This window comes from Lactococcus sp. (genome assembly GCF_036648155.1).
In the GTDB taxonomy this organism is placed as follows: Bacteria; Bacillota; Bacilli; order Lactobacillales; family Streptococcaceae; genus Lactococcus; species Lactococcus cremoris.
The window spans coordinates 160,458-175,994 of sequence record NZ_JAVXIY010000003.1 but is presented as its reverse complement, the minus strand read 5'-3'; the positions used below and the strand labels follow the sequence as shown (position 1 = coordinate 175,994).

14 protein-coding genes are annotated in these 15,537 nt (G+C 35.0%); 1 reads left to right on the top strand and 13 read right to left on the bottom strand.

The features are described from left to right. Positions 1-85: 85 nt before the first annotated feature. The 3 genes from RSC39_RS04315 to RSC39_RS04305 all read right to left on the bottom strand — a co-directional run bounded on the left by RSC39_RS04315 (position 86) and on the right by RSC39_RS04305 (position 2,176). Positions 86-541: an NUDIX hydrolase gene (locus tag RSC39_RS04315; protein ID WP_332535359.1), complete on the bottom strand. Its 456-nt coding sequence runs from the start codon at positions 539-541 to the stop codon at positions 86-88. A gap of 9 nt (positions 542-550) precedes the next feature. Further along, a complete protein-coding gene (locus tag RSC39_RS04310) occupies positions 551-1,627 on the bottom strand; it encodes an aspartate-semialdehyde dehydrogenase (protein WP_043735290.1) in 1,077 nt (358 codons plus the stop codon). 348 nt (positions 1,628-1,975) lie between these two features. After that, positions 1,976-2,176, bottom strand: coding sequence for a cold-shock protein (locus RSC39_RS04305; protein WP_011835124.1), 201 nt, complete (start codon positions 2,174-2,176; stop codon positions 1,976-1,978). A 416-nt stretch (positions 2,177-2,592) separates the two neighbouring features. On the opposite strand from RSC39_RS04305, the gene RSC39_RS04300 reads away from it, so the two are divergent. After that, positions 2,593-2,958 (top strand): hypothetical protein, encoded by a 366-nt coding sequence (locus RSC39_RS04300; protein ID WP_063281137.1) that lies wholly within the window; start codon positions 2,593-2,595, stop codon positions 2,956-2,958. A gap of 874 nt (positions 2,959-3,832) precedes the next feature. Here RSC39_RS04300 and RSC39_RS04295 read toward each other — a convergent pair. The 10 genes from RSC39_RS04295 to uxaC all read right to left on the bottom strand — a co-directional run bounded on the left by RSC39_RS04295 (position 3,833) and on the right by uxaC (position 15,531). Further along, positions 3,833-4,696 (bottom strand): MIP/aquaporin family protein, encoded by an 864-nt coding sequence (locus RSC39_RS04295; RefSeq protein WP_332535354.1) that lies wholly within the window; start codon positions 4,694-4,696, stop codon positions 3,833-3,835. 347 nt (positions 4,697-5,043) lie between these two features. Continuing rightward, positions 5,044-5,295, bottom strand: a complete 252-nt coding sequence (locus RSC39_RS04290) for a hypothetical protein (protein ID WP_063281134.1) — start codon at positions 5,293-5,295, stop codon at positions 5,044-5,046. Positions 5,296-5,358: 63 nt separating this feature from the next. After that, complete coding sequence (locus tag RSC39_RS04285) at positions 5,359-6,429, bottom strand: hypothetical protein (protein WP_332535351.1); 1,071 nt, start codon at positions 6,427-6,429, stop codon at positions 5,359-5,361. 79 nt (positions 6,430-6,508) lie between these two features. Then, a complete protein-coding gene (gene tkt / locus RSC39_RS04280; RefSeq protein ID WP_332535349.1) occupies positions 6,509-8,485 on the bottom strand; it encodes a transketolase in 1,977 nt (658 codons plus the stop codon). Positions 8,486-8,652: 167 nt separating this feature from the next. Further along, on the bottom strand, positions 8,653-10,053 hold the full coding sequence (locus tag RSC39_RS04275; protein ID WP_096815791.1) for a PTS ascorbate transporter subunit IIC: 1,401 nt from the start codon (positions 10,051-10,053) through the stop codon (positions 8,653-8,655). Between the two features lie 52 nt (positions 10,054-10,105). Beyond that, complete coding sequence (locus tag RSC39_RS04270) at positions 10,106-10,405, bottom strand: PTS sugar transporter subunit IIB (protein ID WP_063281130.1); 300 nt, start codon at positions 10,403-10,405, stop codon at positions 10,106-10,108. 1 nt (position 10,406) lies between these two features. Further along, positions 10,407-12,347 (bottom strand): PTS sugar transporter subunit IIA, encoded by a 1,941-nt coding sequence (locus tag RSC39_RS04265; protein WP_332535345.1) that lies wholly within the window; start codon positions 12,345-12,347, stop codon positions 10,407-10,409. 174 nt (positions 12,348-12,521) lie between these two features. Beyond that, positions 12,522-13,163, bottom strand: coding sequence for a bifunctional 4-hydroxy-2-oxoglutarate aldolase/2-dehydro-3-deoxy-phosphogluconate aldolase (locus RSC39_RS04260; RefSeq protein ID WP_011676669.1), 642 nt, complete (start codon positions 13,161-13,163; stop codon positions 12,522-12,524). Between the two features lie 2 nt (positions 13,164-13,165). Continuing rightward, positions 13,166-14,116 (bottom strand): sugar kinase, encoded by a 951-nt coding sequence (locus RSC39_RS04255; protein ID WP_332535343.1) that lies wholly within the window; start codon positions 14,114-14,116, stop codon positions 13,166-13,168. Beyond that, complete coding sequence (uxaC, locus tag RSC39_RS04250) at positions 14,113-15,531, bottom strand: glucuronate isomerase (RefSeq protein ID WP_332535341.1); 1,419 nt, start codon at positions 15,529-15,531, stop codon at positions 14,113-14,115. The genes RSC39_RS04255 and uxaC overlap by 4 nt, the downstream gene beginning before the upstream one ends. Between the last annotated feature and the right edge of the window lie 6 nt (positions 15,532-15,537).

Sequence of the window (15,537 nt, the reverse complement as noted above, 5' to 3'; positions counted from 1 at the left end):
AATTTTTTCGTCTTTGCAACCTCTAATTTTGTTTGATTCATTATAGCATACTTTAGTAAATAAGGTCAAAAATATTATTTCATCGTTACTCTTTGGAAATTTTTCGAATAAAATCTTCAATAACACGTCGATTTGGCTCATGAATATTTTTAGGGATCTCAGTAATTTCAAACCACTTGAGTTGCTTGACCTCCTCATTTTGTGGTCTTAAATCACCTACAAAATCACGACAAATATAGTAAACCCCTGGCATATAAACTTGGTCTTCATTTGGATACGTGATAAAGCGGTCTTGACCCGAATAAATCCCTAAAAGCTCAAGATTTCCCGCTTTTAATCCTGTTTCTTCGAGTAACTCTCGGCGAGCAGTCTCTTCAAGTTCTTCACCAACCTCAATTCCTCCGGCATGCAAAGCCCATTTACCATTATCTTTTCGTTCTTGTAAAAGAATTTTCCCATCATCATAAACAATGACGCCAGATCCAAGATAAATTAATAGATCATGTCCAATTTTCTTACGGATATCGCTGACATAGCTCATCTAAATACCTTATTTCAATTCAAATTTTAATTCTTTAGTTGGTCTAACCAAGCCACGTTCATGCAACGTTTCGGCAATTTGGACAGAATTCCAAGCAGCTCCCTTGAGTAAATTGTCAGAAACTACCCAAAGATGAATCCCATTGGCTGCATCCAAATCACGACGAATACGGCCCACAAAAGTTTCACGACGCCCAACTGAATTAATGGCTTGTGGATAAATTTGATGTGCGACATCATCTTCCAAGACCGCCCCTGGGAACTCAGAAATTAGACGCTTGACCTCAGCAATATCTGCTTCTTTTTTCGTTTCAACATAAACTGATTCAGAATGACCATAGAGAACTGGAATTCTGACACAAGTTGCCGAAACCGCAATTGAATCATCTTCCATGATTTTCTTAGTTTCATTGGTCATTTTCATTTCTTCATAAGTATAATCGTTGTCAGTAAATACATCAATTTGTGCAAGCGCATTATAAGCAATTGGATAATGTTTTTTATCACCAGCAGATGGTAAAATTTCTGCTGACAATTCTGTCAGTGCTTTTCCATCAAGCGCTTCTTGAAGTTCACGATTTGTTTCATTAATTGCGGACTGACCAGCACCAGATACTGCTTGATAAGTACTGACAATCACACGTTCAAGCCCATAAGCACGACGAATTGGCTCTAAAGCAATCATCATTTGAATTGTTGAACAATTAGGACAAGCAATAATTCCATTATGTTGTTCAAGTGCATGTGCATTAACTTCTGGAACAACCAAAGGAACATTAGGATTTTGACGGAAAAACGATGTATTATCCACAACTACCGCTCCAGCTTTTACAGCATATGGGGCAAATTTTTCAGAAACTGAACCTCCAGCTGAAAACAGAGCGATATCAATGCCTTCAAAACTGTCCTCAGTCAACTCTTCTATGACAAGCTCTTGACCTTTGAACTCTACAATTTTACCCGCCGAACGTTTACTGGCAAGTGCACGTACGGTTTCTATTGGAAGAGTAGATTTTTCTAATTGCTCAAGCATTCTTGTTCCTACGGCACCAGTAGCCCCAACGACCGCGATATTATATTGTGTCATAATTGTCTGTCCTTTTCAGTAAATTATAATCATTATAGCGCTTTTAAGTTCTAAGGGCAAGAAAAAATCTTCCTTACTGATAAATAATCATCTTTTATTTAGAGTTACCCAACTGTTTTTTGTATCTCAGAAAATACACTACTCTTGTTAAACTCAAAAAGTGTCAGCAAATTGCTGACACCTACGTTTAAGACTCTTTCATTATATCATATTTGACTAAATAAAAATCTCCCTTTTTAGAGTGTCCTAATTTTTGACAGGAGCAAGGGGACGGGCTCTTTTCTTAACCAACTAGACAAAGTTCCAAAGCAATTGCTTTGGAACTTTGTCTAGTTTCTCAGATTTATTTTATGCTTTTGTGATATTAACTGCTTGAGGTCCACGTTGACCTTCTTCAACATCAAATTCAACTTTTTGACCTTCGTCAAGTGATTTGAATCCATCAGATTGGATTGCTGAGAAGTGTGCGAACAAATCTTGACCATCTTCAGAAGTAATAAAACCAAATCCTTTAGTAGCGTTAAACCATTTTACTGTTCCATTTGCCATAATATTTATTTCCTTTCGACAAAATTGTAAATCTTATATTGCGAAAAGTGAATCTATAAAACATTTTACTCATGACAAAATCTACTCATTCATAGTAACACTAATTTGATTCAATGTCAAACTACCTAACCTATTAGAAATCCTAGTTATCACATAAATAGAATGTGAACCAGTGTCTTTTCATAAGTTAAATGAATAATAAAAGGTGTCTAATCAAGATCGGACACCTTACTATACACTAAATTACTTTATACAATAAATTACTTATGCATAGATATGCTTATTATATAAATTTTTATATGTATTTTCAAACAAAATGGATATGCCACTGACCAATAAAAAATGTTTAAGCTAAGTGCCTTGCTTTAAAGTAAAACTTTTGATACTATGAATAAAAATAAATCTGGAGAAAGAATATGAATAAAATAATTCTTGGAGGTTTAACTTTAGGTTTGGGTTTAATCTTATTAAGTGGTTGCCAGAATAGAAAAGATTCAGCAGATTGGTTACAAGGAAAATGGTACAGTAAAACTTGGGATGTTACTTACACTTTTTCCGAAGAGGATGACATATGGGAAATCAGATCAGGGAGTGATGGAAAAGTTTCTAAATGCTCAAAAGAATACACTAACGAAAGTGATAAAAAGGAAATCGAACTTGTAAGTAAACAAGGAACTGAATTTCACATCACACCAATTAACAAAACCCATATTAAATTTCAACAGATAAGTAAGGATGGAAGTTTAGGAACCACTGATGCTGTGGAATTTGTAAAAAAATAAGCCTGAAGACAAAAAATCTCTACTTTTTTGTAAAAAAAAACGCCATCAGACGTTAGATATGCGAAGCAATAACAAATGCTGCTCCATATGGGAAAAAAAACAAGAACCAAAATAGTCTAAGACTAATTTCAAAATCATCATTACAAAATATCCACACAATTAGCATTTCTATGAGAATGAAAAAAATATAAACTACTAATCCTAACAAGATTATAGGAAACGTAATTTTAGTCAAATCAAGGTTAAACATTATACTCTCTTTTCATAAATAATTTCATTTTAATTTTACACTAAATTTAACTTAAAACATAACGATAACTTAAAAACCCTTAATTTTTTCATAATAGTCTTCCCCTATTGTTCCAATTTTTTGATCATCCATCTGAGCTTTGATGCTATAATAACTTCTCCTTGTTTTCCAATTGAAAGTTGCGAAAAATCATCCATAAGTAAAATTAACATATTCAAAATTAATAATTTTAGATTGATTCAGAAAAAATGATTTTTTTATAAGGTCAACAAAATTAAGTAAAGTAAAAAAAATAAAGGTCAAAATATTGTGAGTTTTTCATAAAATTCACTTATTAAGTTTTAGGATTGAAAATAAATTGGTCAAAAGATAGAAAAGCCATCTCACTTCAGTCAAGCCCTTGTATTCTGAGTAAGTAACCCACTAGTTATCCAAGTATTTTTCAAATAGGACACAAAGAGTCTACAAATGATACTACCACAAAACATTCATAAAAAAGAAAGAATATAACTAGTAAACAAAATAAAATAGATCTCCTGAATCGGAGATCTATTTTTGATTAAAAAGGGGTAGAAATCCTGCTGAAGTTCTAACACTCAACACTCAATCTATTATCCCTTAATTTTATTTAAACATGAGTTTAAATACGGTAGCTGCAATTACTGCACCAACAATTGTGGCAACAACTGGAACCCATGCATACCACCATTTAGCGTCTTTGTTTTCACCAACAACTGATTGTGGTAAGAAACTATAAACGATACGAGGACCAAGGTCACGCGCTGGATTCAATGCTGCACCAGTTGGTCCACCAAATGCTGTAACCAAGCCAACAAACATTAAACCAATCGCAAGGGCACCAATCATTTTAGATGATGAGGCCCCTGAAACTGAAGCCCAAATTTGGCTTACTGTTGCATTAGATGTAACATCGGCTCCTTGTTGTTGAGCGTAACTTGTCATCCATTTGATTGATTCAGCGCCAAAGAAGTTCGTTGTAAAACTGAGAATTCCGAAAACAAATACAAACATTCCGATTACTTCATTGACAAATCCATTGAAAATTGCTTTCCCACGATTTGAACCGTTGTCTAAAGCATTAGTTGTAGCAAAAGCACCTAAAGCAATTGCTCCATCATTAGTTTTAGCAAAGTATTCTTTGTAAATCGCTACGACGAGTAACTGACCAATAATTGCACCAATAAGTTGTGCTAAAATATATTGCGCAACATGAGCCCAAGGGAATAGACCAGCTGAAGCAAGTCCGAGTGTAATTGCTGGGTTAATATGAGCCCCTGAAACATTTGCAAAAGCAAGAACAGGAACTAGAATTGCAATTCCGTATCCCCAAGCAATCGCAAGTCCTCCCATGCCCTCATTTTTAGAGCCTTTGAGCGTCACTCCTGCAATTGTACCATTACCGAGTAGGACAAGGAGTAATGTTCCTAACCCCTCAACAATATATTTTGTCATCCATGAAACATCCATGATAATTTCCTTTCTATTTTTAAAATTACATAAAACATGTGACACTATAAGTTTATCATATTATTCTTAACTATTGCTAATAATAACCTCGAAATATACAATTTATTTGGTAAAATATTGTTTTTCGACCTGTTTTTTTAAAGAAATTGATTTATTTAAAGAGACTAACAAAAAAAGCCCTTTTACAAGGGCTTTTTAAGGCACTAAAAGTGTGTCAAAAAGGTTCACACATTTTGACAAATGCTCACGCTTCCTGCGCGGAAAACTCAATTTCCCAGCACTCCTTAGCTTCGAAATTCTACAAAAGTAGAATTATTCGACTCATCGCATAGACCTATTCTATCATATTAATTCAAATGAAACAAGAAGGCAAGCAATATTGAGCCTGAACCCACAAAACTTATAACACAAATAGCAAATCTTATTGTAAAAATAGATACGCCATTATTCTGATAAGACGTTCTTGTCCGTTTTCCTTGATAAACAAACAAGGAAACCACTGACAGAGCTGTCAGTAAATATTGAATCAGTTGGTTTTGAGCATACATAAAATTCAAAAGCGAGCCCCCACCCGCAAGAATTGCAAGTAAAATTCCCATATTTATCTCCTACTTTTTATTATTTTTATACATTTAGGGAATTTTGATAAAAAAACTTTAGAATTAACACAGCATATTTCCTAAATTCGTCATTGAAAATTCACTTTGATTGAACATAAAATAAACTTCTAAAAATTTATCTACACAGCGTTGAATATATTCTTTATCCTCAAAATTTTTATCAATCATATAAAGTTTGCCAAATTCATCAAAATCAAAAGTTACTGTTTTACCAGCTTTACTAAGTGTAAAAATTACATCTGCAGGACTAATCATAACCTGAATAAAGTCATCGTCCCCCTCTTTTTGGCTAAGATAAAGTTCTGTTTCCTCTTGATAATCTTCTTGAAAACCATCAAATTTGAGTGCCAAGCGCTCTCCATATTTTTGAACAATTTCTTCAAAAGGATTCGCTGCCGAAACATCATAAGTAGCTTCTGGATATTTATCTGGTAGGAAATACTCAGGTATCCCTAGCAGTACAAAGCTATCAATACCTTTAAAATTTCCAAGATTCTTAGTTGAATATTTGCTTTCATTCACTTGAAAATAGGCTGCTAAAAATTCTTTAAAAATGATTGTTTTAAACTGTTCTTTGACTTTTGGCATATCAAAATCATATTTAAGTAAGGACAGATAAGGGTGCTCTACGTTTTTATCATCGAATGAAACTTGATTATCCTGATTCACATCTTCCGTTACCATTACTTGAGCCTCCCAATGGCTAGTAAAAGACTCATAAGTCATCGAAATTGAAAAATAAATCTGCGTATCTAATTTTATATTTTCTATAAAAATTGCTGCCCCCTCAGAAAGTTCAAGATAGTAACCCTCTTTAGAAAATGTCAACGAAGCTAATCCCTCCGAGCCACTATAACGATAAGGAATTTCTTCAAAATTCTGCAGATGTATCTCTTCCCCATTTTCAAACTTTTTTACCATTTCATCAAAAGGATTTTCAATCTTCCACTCAAAATTAAAATCTAACAGTTTTTCATCAACTGCGAGTTCTTCTGAATTTTCCATAACTTTAGTTTTTTTATTTAATAATCCAGCTTCATTTTTCTTAAAACTTGCATCAATATCAGCCAAATTAGGCTCATCTTCTTTTTTATTCTTATGCCAAAAAGCCATCATTTCCCCTCACCATTATTTCAATTTACTGACAAACAAATAAGCCTTGACATCTGTCAAAGCTTATTTTATAGATTACTTAATCTAAAGATTGATATACTTTAATTACATTTTCAGCGGTAAATCCGTAAGCCGGAAGAACGATATTTGCTGGTGCCGAAGCGCCCCAAGTGTCTACTGTGACTGTTGCACCATCAAGTCCAATATATTTACCCCAACCGTAACTTGTTCCAGCTTCAATCGCTAAACGACGTCTAACTGATTTAGGTAAAATTTCTTCGCGATAGTCTGCTGACTGCTCGTCAAAGATATTCATTGAAGGCATTGAAACAACACGAATACCAGAACCTAAAGTCTTCTTCGCTTCAAGAGCTAATGCTACTTCTGAACCAGTCGCAATGATGATTCCTTCAAGTTTACCTTCTTCTTTAGAAAGAATATAAGCCCCACGATTTAAACCTTCTTCGGCTAATTCATATGTGTCAGGCAAAACTGGAAGATTTTGACGAGTCAAGATAAGTGCGGTTGGACGGCTTTTACTTGATGCAGCACGACGCCATGCAGCCACTACTTCATTTCCATCAGCTGGACGAATCACATCCAAATTAGGAATTGAACGAACAGAAGCCAGTTGTTCGACAGGTTCATGAGTTGGTCCATCTTCACCGACAGCAATCGAATCATGTGTCCAGACATAAGTAACTGGCAAGCTTTGTAGAGCAGCCATCCGAACAGAAGGAAGCATATAGTTTGAGAAGACAAAGAATGTTCCACCATAAACACGAGTTCCACCATGCAAAGCAATTCCGTTCATAATGGCACCCATTGCAAATTCACGTACACCGAACCAAATATTACGTCCAACATAGTTATCTGGCATGAAGTCTTCTTCAACTTTAACCATTGTATTATTTGAAGCTGAAAGGTCAGCAGACCCTCCCCAGAGATTTGGCATTTGAGCAGATAGTTCTTGAATAGCTTCTTGGGAAGTCACACGACTTGCTTTACTTGTTTCCATTTCATGTTTGGTCAATGTAAGCTCTGGTGTTTCATTTTCAAAAGCTTTTACATATTGTTCAGCAAGCTCAGGATATTTTTCAGAATAATCATCAAAAGTGCTACGCCATACTTGCTCCATCGCTTCACCACGCGCAACTGTTGTTTCTAAAAAGCGTTTTGAAACTTCTTCTGGAACAGTAAATTCTGGATAATCCCAACCATAAGCTTTCTTAGCAAAAGCTACACCGTCAGCTCCAAGAGGGGCTCCGTGAACTGCTGAAGTTCCTTGTTTTTCGGCACCAAAACCAATGACTGTTTTAACTTCAATAATTGTTGGTTTAGATTTTTCAGCTTTAGCCACTTCAACAGCTGCTGCGATTTCTTCTAAATCATTACCATCTTTTACCAATAAATGTTGCCAGCCATATGATTCAAAACGTTTTTGAATATCATCAATAAATGACATGGATAAATCACCATCAAGAGAGATATTATTTGAATCATAGAAAAGAATCAATTTGCCAAGTTTCAATTTACCTGCAAGTGAAGCTGCTTCTTGTGAAACACCTTCCATTAAATCACCATCACCATTTAAGGCATAAGTATAATGGTCAACAATATCAAAACCAGGTTTATTATATTGTGCAGCTAAATGTGCCTCAGCCATTGCCATTCCAACAGCATTGGCAATTCCTTGTCCCAAAGGACCTGTTGTTGCTTCGACACCATCTGTATGGTTAACTTCTGGATGTCCTGGTGTTTTTGATTGCCATTGACGGAAACCTTTTAAATCATCAGTCGTTACATTATATCCTGCCAAGTGTAACAAACTATATAACATTGCAGAACCATGACCAGCCGACAAGACAAAACGGTCACGATTTGACCATTTACGACTCGTTTTTGGATTTACATTAAGAAACTTGCTCCAAAGTACATAAGCCATTGGGGCAGAGCCCATTGGAAGTCCAGGATGTCCTGAATTTGCTTTTTGAATCGCATCTAATGATAGAGTACGAATCGTATTTACAGCCAATTGATCAGTAGTATCAAACATAAGATTTCTCCATATTTTTTATTTATACTCACATTATAACACAAGTTAGAAACGGTTTTCATTCTCCGAAATTAAAATCTTTTTCTTTTTTTTAGTTTTTATATGAAAATCTTTTTAATTTCGGTGAAAAGGCTTGTTATTGCTTGGTTTATTAGAATATAAATTTTTTACGATAATTTATTCGATTTATTTAATTTTTTAGAATGAAGTCTATCTCTCCTGTTCAAAATTAAGCTAGTTATTAAAACAATTGCCAAGAAAGCTAAAATAAAGACAATCAATAGCCCTGAACCAGCTTTTCCCATTACTCCTAGTAAGCCTCCTGATACAATATAATCAGAGTCAGCAAAGGTCGAAGACGCATCTGCCCCAAATGAACCTAAAGCAGGCAAAATTAATAGTGGACCCCAAGCTAATAGTAATCCATTTGCAAGTGAGCCGATAATCGCCCCACGTAGACCACCAAAAGCATTGCCATAAACACCAGCTGCTCCTCCACAAAAGAAAATACCAACAACCCCAGGAATAATTACCGTTGTTCCTAAGCCAAGCATTATTAGCATAGAAATAACTCCAACAATAAAGGAGACAAAAAATCCTATTAAAACCGCATTTGGTGCATAAGGAAATACTATCGGAACATCAAGCGCTGGTTTAGAATTTGGGACAAGTTTTTTAGCAATCCCTTGGAATGCTGGAATAATTTCTGACAAAATCATCCGAACTCCTTGGAGCACCACCACAAAACCTGCAGCGAAAGTTCCTGCTTGAGTAATCGCATATACAATATAATTAGTTCCGGCTGACAATGAGGAACTTTCGACAAAACGTGGACCAGCAATTAGAGCTAAACCTACATAGACAACCATCATTACTAGCGAAATAGAAACAGTAGAATCTCTCAAAAACCCAAGGTTTTTAGGGATATTTAATTTTTCAGTTGATTTTTCTGGGTCTTTATTCCCTAATTTTTCTCCCAAATAGCCAGAAAGTGCGTAACCCATATTTCCAGTATGGCCCATTGCAACCCCGTCGTTCCCTGTAATCTTACGCATGTAGCGTTGAGTTAGTGCGGGTGTAATTGTCAGTAAGGTTCCTTCAAATATTCCACCTAACAAGATTGTTAACCAACCATTACCTAGTCCAGCTGAAATAAGGACAACAGCAGACATTGTTGAAACATAAAGCATGGCTTGGCCTGTCAAGAAAATATATTTGAATCTTGTAAAACGTGCAAGTATCACATTCACAATAAAACCTACAATCATAATTAAGGCAGCTGGAGTGCCATATTTTACTAAGGCTAAAGCAACTACCGCTTCATTTGATGGCACAACTCCTTTAGCATTAAATACATGTTGAAACATCGTTGCAAAGGGATTTAGCGAGGTAACTAAAATTCCGGCTCCACCCGTCAACACTAAAAATCCGGCAAATGTTTTGATTGAGCCTTGGATAACTGCAGTGGCAGCTTTTTTTTGCAAAATCAAACCCAACATGGCAATTAATCCAACTAAAAGCGCTGGAGTCGTTGCCACTGATACAATAAAGTTTAAAATCCCGTTCATTTTTTTCTCCTCTAGTCTGTTTATATCCTAATTAGACCTGATTTATTATCTCTTATTGATGAGGAATATTATTTTCATCAAGAACTTTATAAAGTCCTTCACGCGCGACTTCTTTATCAATAATTGAACTGAGTGGAATAATTTTTCCCTCAGGAATATTGGGTAGGGCAGAAACTAAGGTTGCCTCAACAAAAAAATAATCTGCACTATCTGGTGTCGCTGAACCAACGTCCATATGTTCCAGTTCAAAATTATCAATATTTACTTCCGATTCTTCTAATAATGACTGAATGTTCATTTGAACCATAAAACTGGTTCCTAATCCTGATTGACATACACATGCAAATTTCATATTATTTTTCTCCTTCTTCTTCTAAAAGTATTTGTTCAATTTCTGCTGCATTTGTTGCTGCAAGTAACTGACTCAAGCGTTCTTTATTTGATAATATCTTAGTAAGTGTTGATAAAGCTCTAAGATGGGTCTCATTATCAATGGCTGCTAAAACAATAAAAAGTTTAATTTCATGCTTTACATCATCCATCAGTTTTACGGGATGTTCACATCTTAGAAATGACATTCCTAATTTTTTGACTCCTTCCTCTGGACGAGCATGAGGAAGAGCGATTCCTAATCCTAAGTCAATATAAGGACCGAAAGCCTCTACTTTATCAATAATAGCTTTGATATAACGCTCTTCAATTTCATGTTTATCAAGAAGGGGTTGCGCGGCTAGTTCAATTGCTTCTTGCCAGCTTAATTCTTTATTGGTAAATCTTATTTTTTCTTTTGTAAGTAAGTCTGTTAGCATAACTCCTGATAGTTTCCCTTCTTTTCTTGTACGATTTAACTTTTTTTCAATAATCTTTATTAAATCCAGTTTACTTGCTGGTTTTTTTATAATAATGTAAGGTTCTATTGAATCTAAAATAGTTTGAGCAGATGGTTTTGCAAAGCCTGGGAGCTGAAAATCTTGCAAAACTTGATTATAGAGTTTATTTTCTTCACGTTGATCTGGGAAGACGGACATAAGATAAACTTTTTTGTCTGATTTTAGAGGAACTGTCGAAAAAATAATATCGTATGAATTTATAGGTAATTTTTCAAAATGAGAGACCCGAGCACTTAAAATAAATTCCATTGTTGGAAATAAACTCTCTAATCTTTTTTGCATAATTAAGCTTGAACTAATCCCATTCACACAGAGTACGATTGCTTTTAATGACTGCCCTGAGTACTTGTTTTTATAAATCTCTCCACCAAATAAAATCACAAAATATGCCTTCTCAGATTCTGAAATTTCACCAACCTCATCTTTTAATGGACGAAGGGCATTATCCATCAGTAAAAACAAGGAGTGATATTCATTTTTTATTCGTTCAAGCAAGACATTTTTCAATTCAAAATGATTTCTTATTCGATAATATGCAGGAGTTAGATGAGCTAATAGTGCCATAAAGGTCTTTGTGAAATCATCAAATTCAATTGCAGCTAGTTTCATAACATTTTCCATGATGTTAAAAGCCATTCGGTATAAACCATTATCTTGCCCAATTGCACTTTTACCGTCTGACATCCCAATAATTAATGATTTGAGTAAGTCATTAATGTTTTCACTATTCTTTTCGAAAGTTCTATGCCTTAAGAGACATGCAAACAGTAATGTCGAAAGATAGCGACTATAAACAATCTCAATCTGTAGCTCTTGCATCATCTTTTTCAATAGCTGATTATTCTTAAAAATAGTTAATGGTTTTTTATCATTTAAAACTTTTGATAAGATATAAAATCCTGAGTCCTCAGATAAATTTTGTAAAAAGTACCAAGCCTTCTCCTGCAACATTTTCTCCTCAAAATTAAGGTAAAATCCTTTTTTTCTTGAATATTCAACCTGAATATTTTCGCTCATTAGCTCCTCTCTAAGTTTTTTTAAATCACTTAAAATCGTATTTTTACTTACTTGAAGATAGGTTTGAAAGAGAGCTATTGAAAGTGGCGTTTTATTAATAAAAATGAGTAAATAAATTAATGACCGCCTTTCAACTTCTGTTAAAATAAATGTCTTTTGATTAATAGAATATCGAGTTTCTTCAAAATTTTCTACTTTATCAGGAATTGCTAAGAGTCCATTTTTATATTCCAATTTTTTTAAACTTTGTTTTTCTAATTTTTGATTAAATTCCTCCAGCATTCGATAAAATTTTTCTTTGTCAAGATTAGTGACCTCCAGTATCCGCTCTAATTTCCATAATTTATGATTTGAAAAAAAGAGAATGTCTAAATCATAATTAATCATAGAAACGCTCCCTTGTATTTTTTATTATAACTCAATTATTTTATCAAAATATAGCGCTTACAGTCCAAATTACTTTTGCTAAATAAAAATAATTGGACTGAACTGTAGAAAATAAAAAAACTCCAAAATTTGAAGTTTTTTTATTATTCAGAGGGAAAAATCAATAGCTAAACCTTATTTCTTAGCTGCCTTAAAAGCTGCCATAAATTTCTTAGCATTTTCAGTGACCATCCCATAATCGTTGGTGGCTGCGGGAGCAGTGACCCCACCTCCTGCGCTAACAGCTACTGCTCCTGCTGCGAACCAATCAGCAACATTATCGACATTTACCCCTCCTGACGGAAGGATATTAATATAAGGAAATGGTCCTTTTAAATCTTTAATCATTTTAGGACCCGTAATATCTCCTGGGAAGAGCTTGATTAACTCTGAACCGTATTCTAAAGCATTTTGCGCTTCAAGTGGGGTTAAAACACCCGGAACATAAGGAATTTGATAGAGGTTGCAAATTTTTGCGACTTCTTTATTAAAACTTGGACTGACAATGAATTGAGCCCCAGCAACGATAGCCAAACGGGCAGAGGTTGGATCTAATACTGTTCCAGCGCCAATCACCACTTCTGTTCCAATATATTTAGCCACCAAATCAGAAATAACCTCGTTGGCTCGAGGAACCGAGTAAGTCAACTCAATTGATGTGATTCCTCCAGAGACAACGGCTTCTACGATTTTTAGTGCCTTTTCACCACTTTCGGCTCGGACAACCGAGACGACTCCTGATTCAATCACTTTATTTAATAATTCTGCTCTTTGCATGATTACTTCTCCTTATAAAATGCTTCTAATTCTTCTTTTGTGGGATAACCTTCACTATCTCCTGAACTTTGAACCGCTAAGGCCCCAACCGCACAGGCGCGTTTGACGGCTTCTTTTAGTATTTTCCCTTCAAGTAAAGCAGACTCCAGCCCAACAGCGAAACCATCTCCGGCTCCAACCGTATCAATAACCTTTGTCACTTTGAATCCTGAGAGGGTAAATGATTCTCCACTTTTCAATTTTGCGAAGGCACCTTCAGCCCCCAATTTGACAACAACAGTTTTTGTTAGAGGACTCTGCTTGAGATAGAAATCTGCAATTTTTTCTGGTTCAGATGAACCGGTCAAGATTTCGCCTTCATTTATTCCTGGCAGAATGATTTGACTTCGCTTTGCTAAATCATTGATTGTTCTTATCATTTTTTCTTGATTATCCCAAAGTACAGGTCGTAAATTAGGGTCAAAAATTGTTAAAATATTAGCCTCAGTCAATCTTTGATTGAATGCTTGAAAAGTTTTTAAACTGGTCTTAGAAAGGGCAGGAAAAATTCCTGAAAGATGGGCAATTTTTATCTCTGATAAATCTATCGTTTCTAGTTCAGAACTAGATAAATTAGCGGCGGCAGAGTTTTTGCGATAATAATCGACAGTCGGGTCGCCATCACTCACTTTTTGTTTCAAATAAAAACCTGTTGAGTAGTTTTTATCTTTGGTTAAATAGGAATCGTCAATTTTAGCCTTTTTTATTGATTCAATAATAAAATTTCCAAATGAATCATCACCAACTTTAGAAATATAAGTTGCTTCATGTCCTAAACGACTCATTCCAATCGCAACATTTAACTCAGCCCCTGCTAAATATTTGCTGAAATGGTCCGCTGCTTCTAAGCTTATATCCTGATTTTCTGAGGCAAGAACGACTAAAGGTTCGCCAAGTGTTATAAATTCAGTCATTGCTTAGAATCCTCGTTTTTAAAGAAGCCAAAGTAGTCATGAACATTGTTATAACTTATATCTTCAATCATTTTTCCGACAAGTGCTTCATCATCGGGAATTCTGCCACTTTCAATCAATTGTCCAACAAAATTACAGAGGACTCGACGGAAGTATTCATGACGTGGATAACTTAAAAAGCTCCGTGAATCGGTCAACATTCCGACAAAATTGGGCAGTAAGCTTTGTGAAGCAAAAATTTCGAGTTGTTTTTCCATTCCTTTGGCTGTATCATTGAACCACCAACCAGCTCCCAGTTGCAATTGTTGAACGCCTTCACCTTGGAAACAGCCAATCAGTGTCGCTAATTCAAGCCAATCATTTTGATTAAGTGAATAGAGTATCGTTTTTGGTATAATTTCAAGTTCTGCTGCTTTGCTAAATAGTTTGGTTAGTTCTTCTGAAATGTTAGCTTGGGTCCCCATACTATCAAATCCAGTATTTTCACCAATTTTCCGAAGAGCAGGACCATTGATTGAGCGCTTAACATTGACATGAAGTTGCATTGTCCAGTCAAATTTTTTATTTAATTTCATAATTTCAAGGATTAATGCTGTAATGTATTGATTGTATTCTAGGTCTGTTAAAGTTTGATTTTCTTTAGCTTTCTGAAGGATAGAATCTAAATCTACATCATTCGTTTCCGCAAAAGTATAGGTAGATAAGGAGTGGTCAGACAAACGTCCACCGAGACTTGTGAAAAATTCAAATCTTTCTTCAAGTGCCTTAATCATCGTCTTAAAACCTTTTATTTCAATTCCAGAAACTGCTGACAGTTCCGTCAGATATTCTGCAAAATGTCCGTCAGTAATGGAAATTAAATGGTCAGGTCTTAATGCTGGCAGAACCTTAAAATCTTTTTCTTCTTTGGCTAATGATTTATGATAAGAAAGCTTTGAAACGGGGTCATCTGTTGTACAGACGACTTTGACATTTGAATTTTTAATCAATGCGCGTGGACTGAAATCATCTGTTGCGAGCATTTGGTTGGCTTCGTCCCAAATTTCTTTTGCTGTTTCGCTTGAAATCAACTTATCAATGTGAAAAAATCGTTTTAACTCAAGATGTGTCCATTCATAAATTGGATTTCCTAATGATTTTTCAAGCGTTTTAGCAAAGGCTAAAAACTTTTCGTAGTCATCACCATCGCCAGTAATTAAGTTTTCAGGAATGCCATTCGCACGGAGCAACCGCCATTTATAATGATCTCCACCTAGCCAAATTTGTGTTAAATTTTCATATTTTTTATTTTCATAAATTTCTGCTGGTTCAAGATGGCAATGATAATCAATAATTGGCATTTTTTCCGCATGTTTATGAAAGAGTAACTTAGCACTTTCACTATTGAGTAAAAAATCTTCTGATAAAAATTTCATGATTCT

What these genes read in the sequence shown, in the direction of transcription:
- RSC39_RS04255 (WP_332535343.1), bottom strand. Translation starts at nt 14,116, where the DNA reads ATGACTGAATTTATAACACTTGGCGAACCTTTAGTCGTTCTTGCCTCA.
- RSC39_RS04305 (WP_011835124.1), bottom strand. Translation starts at nt 2,176, where the DNA reads ATGGCAAATGGAACAGTAAAATGGTTTAACGCTACTAAAGGATTTGGT.
- RSC39_RS04295 (WP_332535354.1), bottom strand. Translation starts at nt 4,696, where the DNA reads ATGGATGTTTCATGGATGACAAAATATATTGTTGAGGGGTTAGGAACA.
- RSC39_RS04300 (WP_063281137.1), top strand. Translation starts at nt 2,593, where the DNA reads ATGAATAAAATAATTCTTGGAGGTTTAACTTTAGGTTTGGGTTTAATC.
- RSC39_RS04275 (WP_096815791.1), bottom strand. Translation starts at nt 10,053, where the DNA reads ATGAACGGGATTTTAAACTTTATTGTATCAGTGGCAACGACTCCAGCG.
- RSC39_RS04290 (WP_063281134.1), bottom strand. Translation starts at nt 5,295, where the DNA reads ATGGGAATTTTACTTGCAATTCTTGCGGGTGGGGGCTCGCTTTTGAAT.
- RSC39_RS04310 (WP_043735290.1), bottom strand. Translation starts at nt 1,627, where the DNA reads ATGACACAATATAATATCGCGGTCGTTGGGGCTACTGGTGCCGTAGGA.
- RSC39_RS04315 (WP_332535359.1), bottom strand. Translation starts at nt 541, where the DNA reads ATGAGCTATGTCAGCGATATCCGTAAGAAAATTGGACATGATCTATTA.
- RSC39_RS04270 (WP_063281130.1), bottom strand. Translation starts at nt 10,405, where the DNA reads ATGAAATTTGCATGTGTATGTCAATCAGGATTAGGAACCAGTTTTATG.
- RSC39_RS04260 (WP_011676669.1), bottom strand. Translation starts at nt 13,163, where the DNA reads ATGCAAAGAGCAGAATTATTAAATAAAGTGATTGAATCAGGAGTCGTC.
- tkt (WP_332535349.1), bottom strand. Translation starts at nt 8,485, where the DNA reads ATGTTTGATACTACTGATCAATTGGCTGTAAATACGATTCGTACTCTA.
- RSC39_RS04265 (WP_332535345.1), bottom strand. Translation starts at nt 12,347, where the DNA reads ATGATTAATTATGATTTAGACATTCTCTTTTTTTCAAATCATAAATTA.
- uxaC (WP_332535341.1), bottom strand. Translation starts at nt 15,531, where the DNA reads ATGAAATTTTTATCAGAAGATTTTTTACTCAATAGTGAAAGTGCTAAG.
- RSC39_RS04285 (WP_332535351.1), bottom strand. Translation starts at nt 6,429, where the DNA reads ATGGCTTTTTGGCATAAGAATAAAAAAGAAGATGAGCCTAATTTGGCT.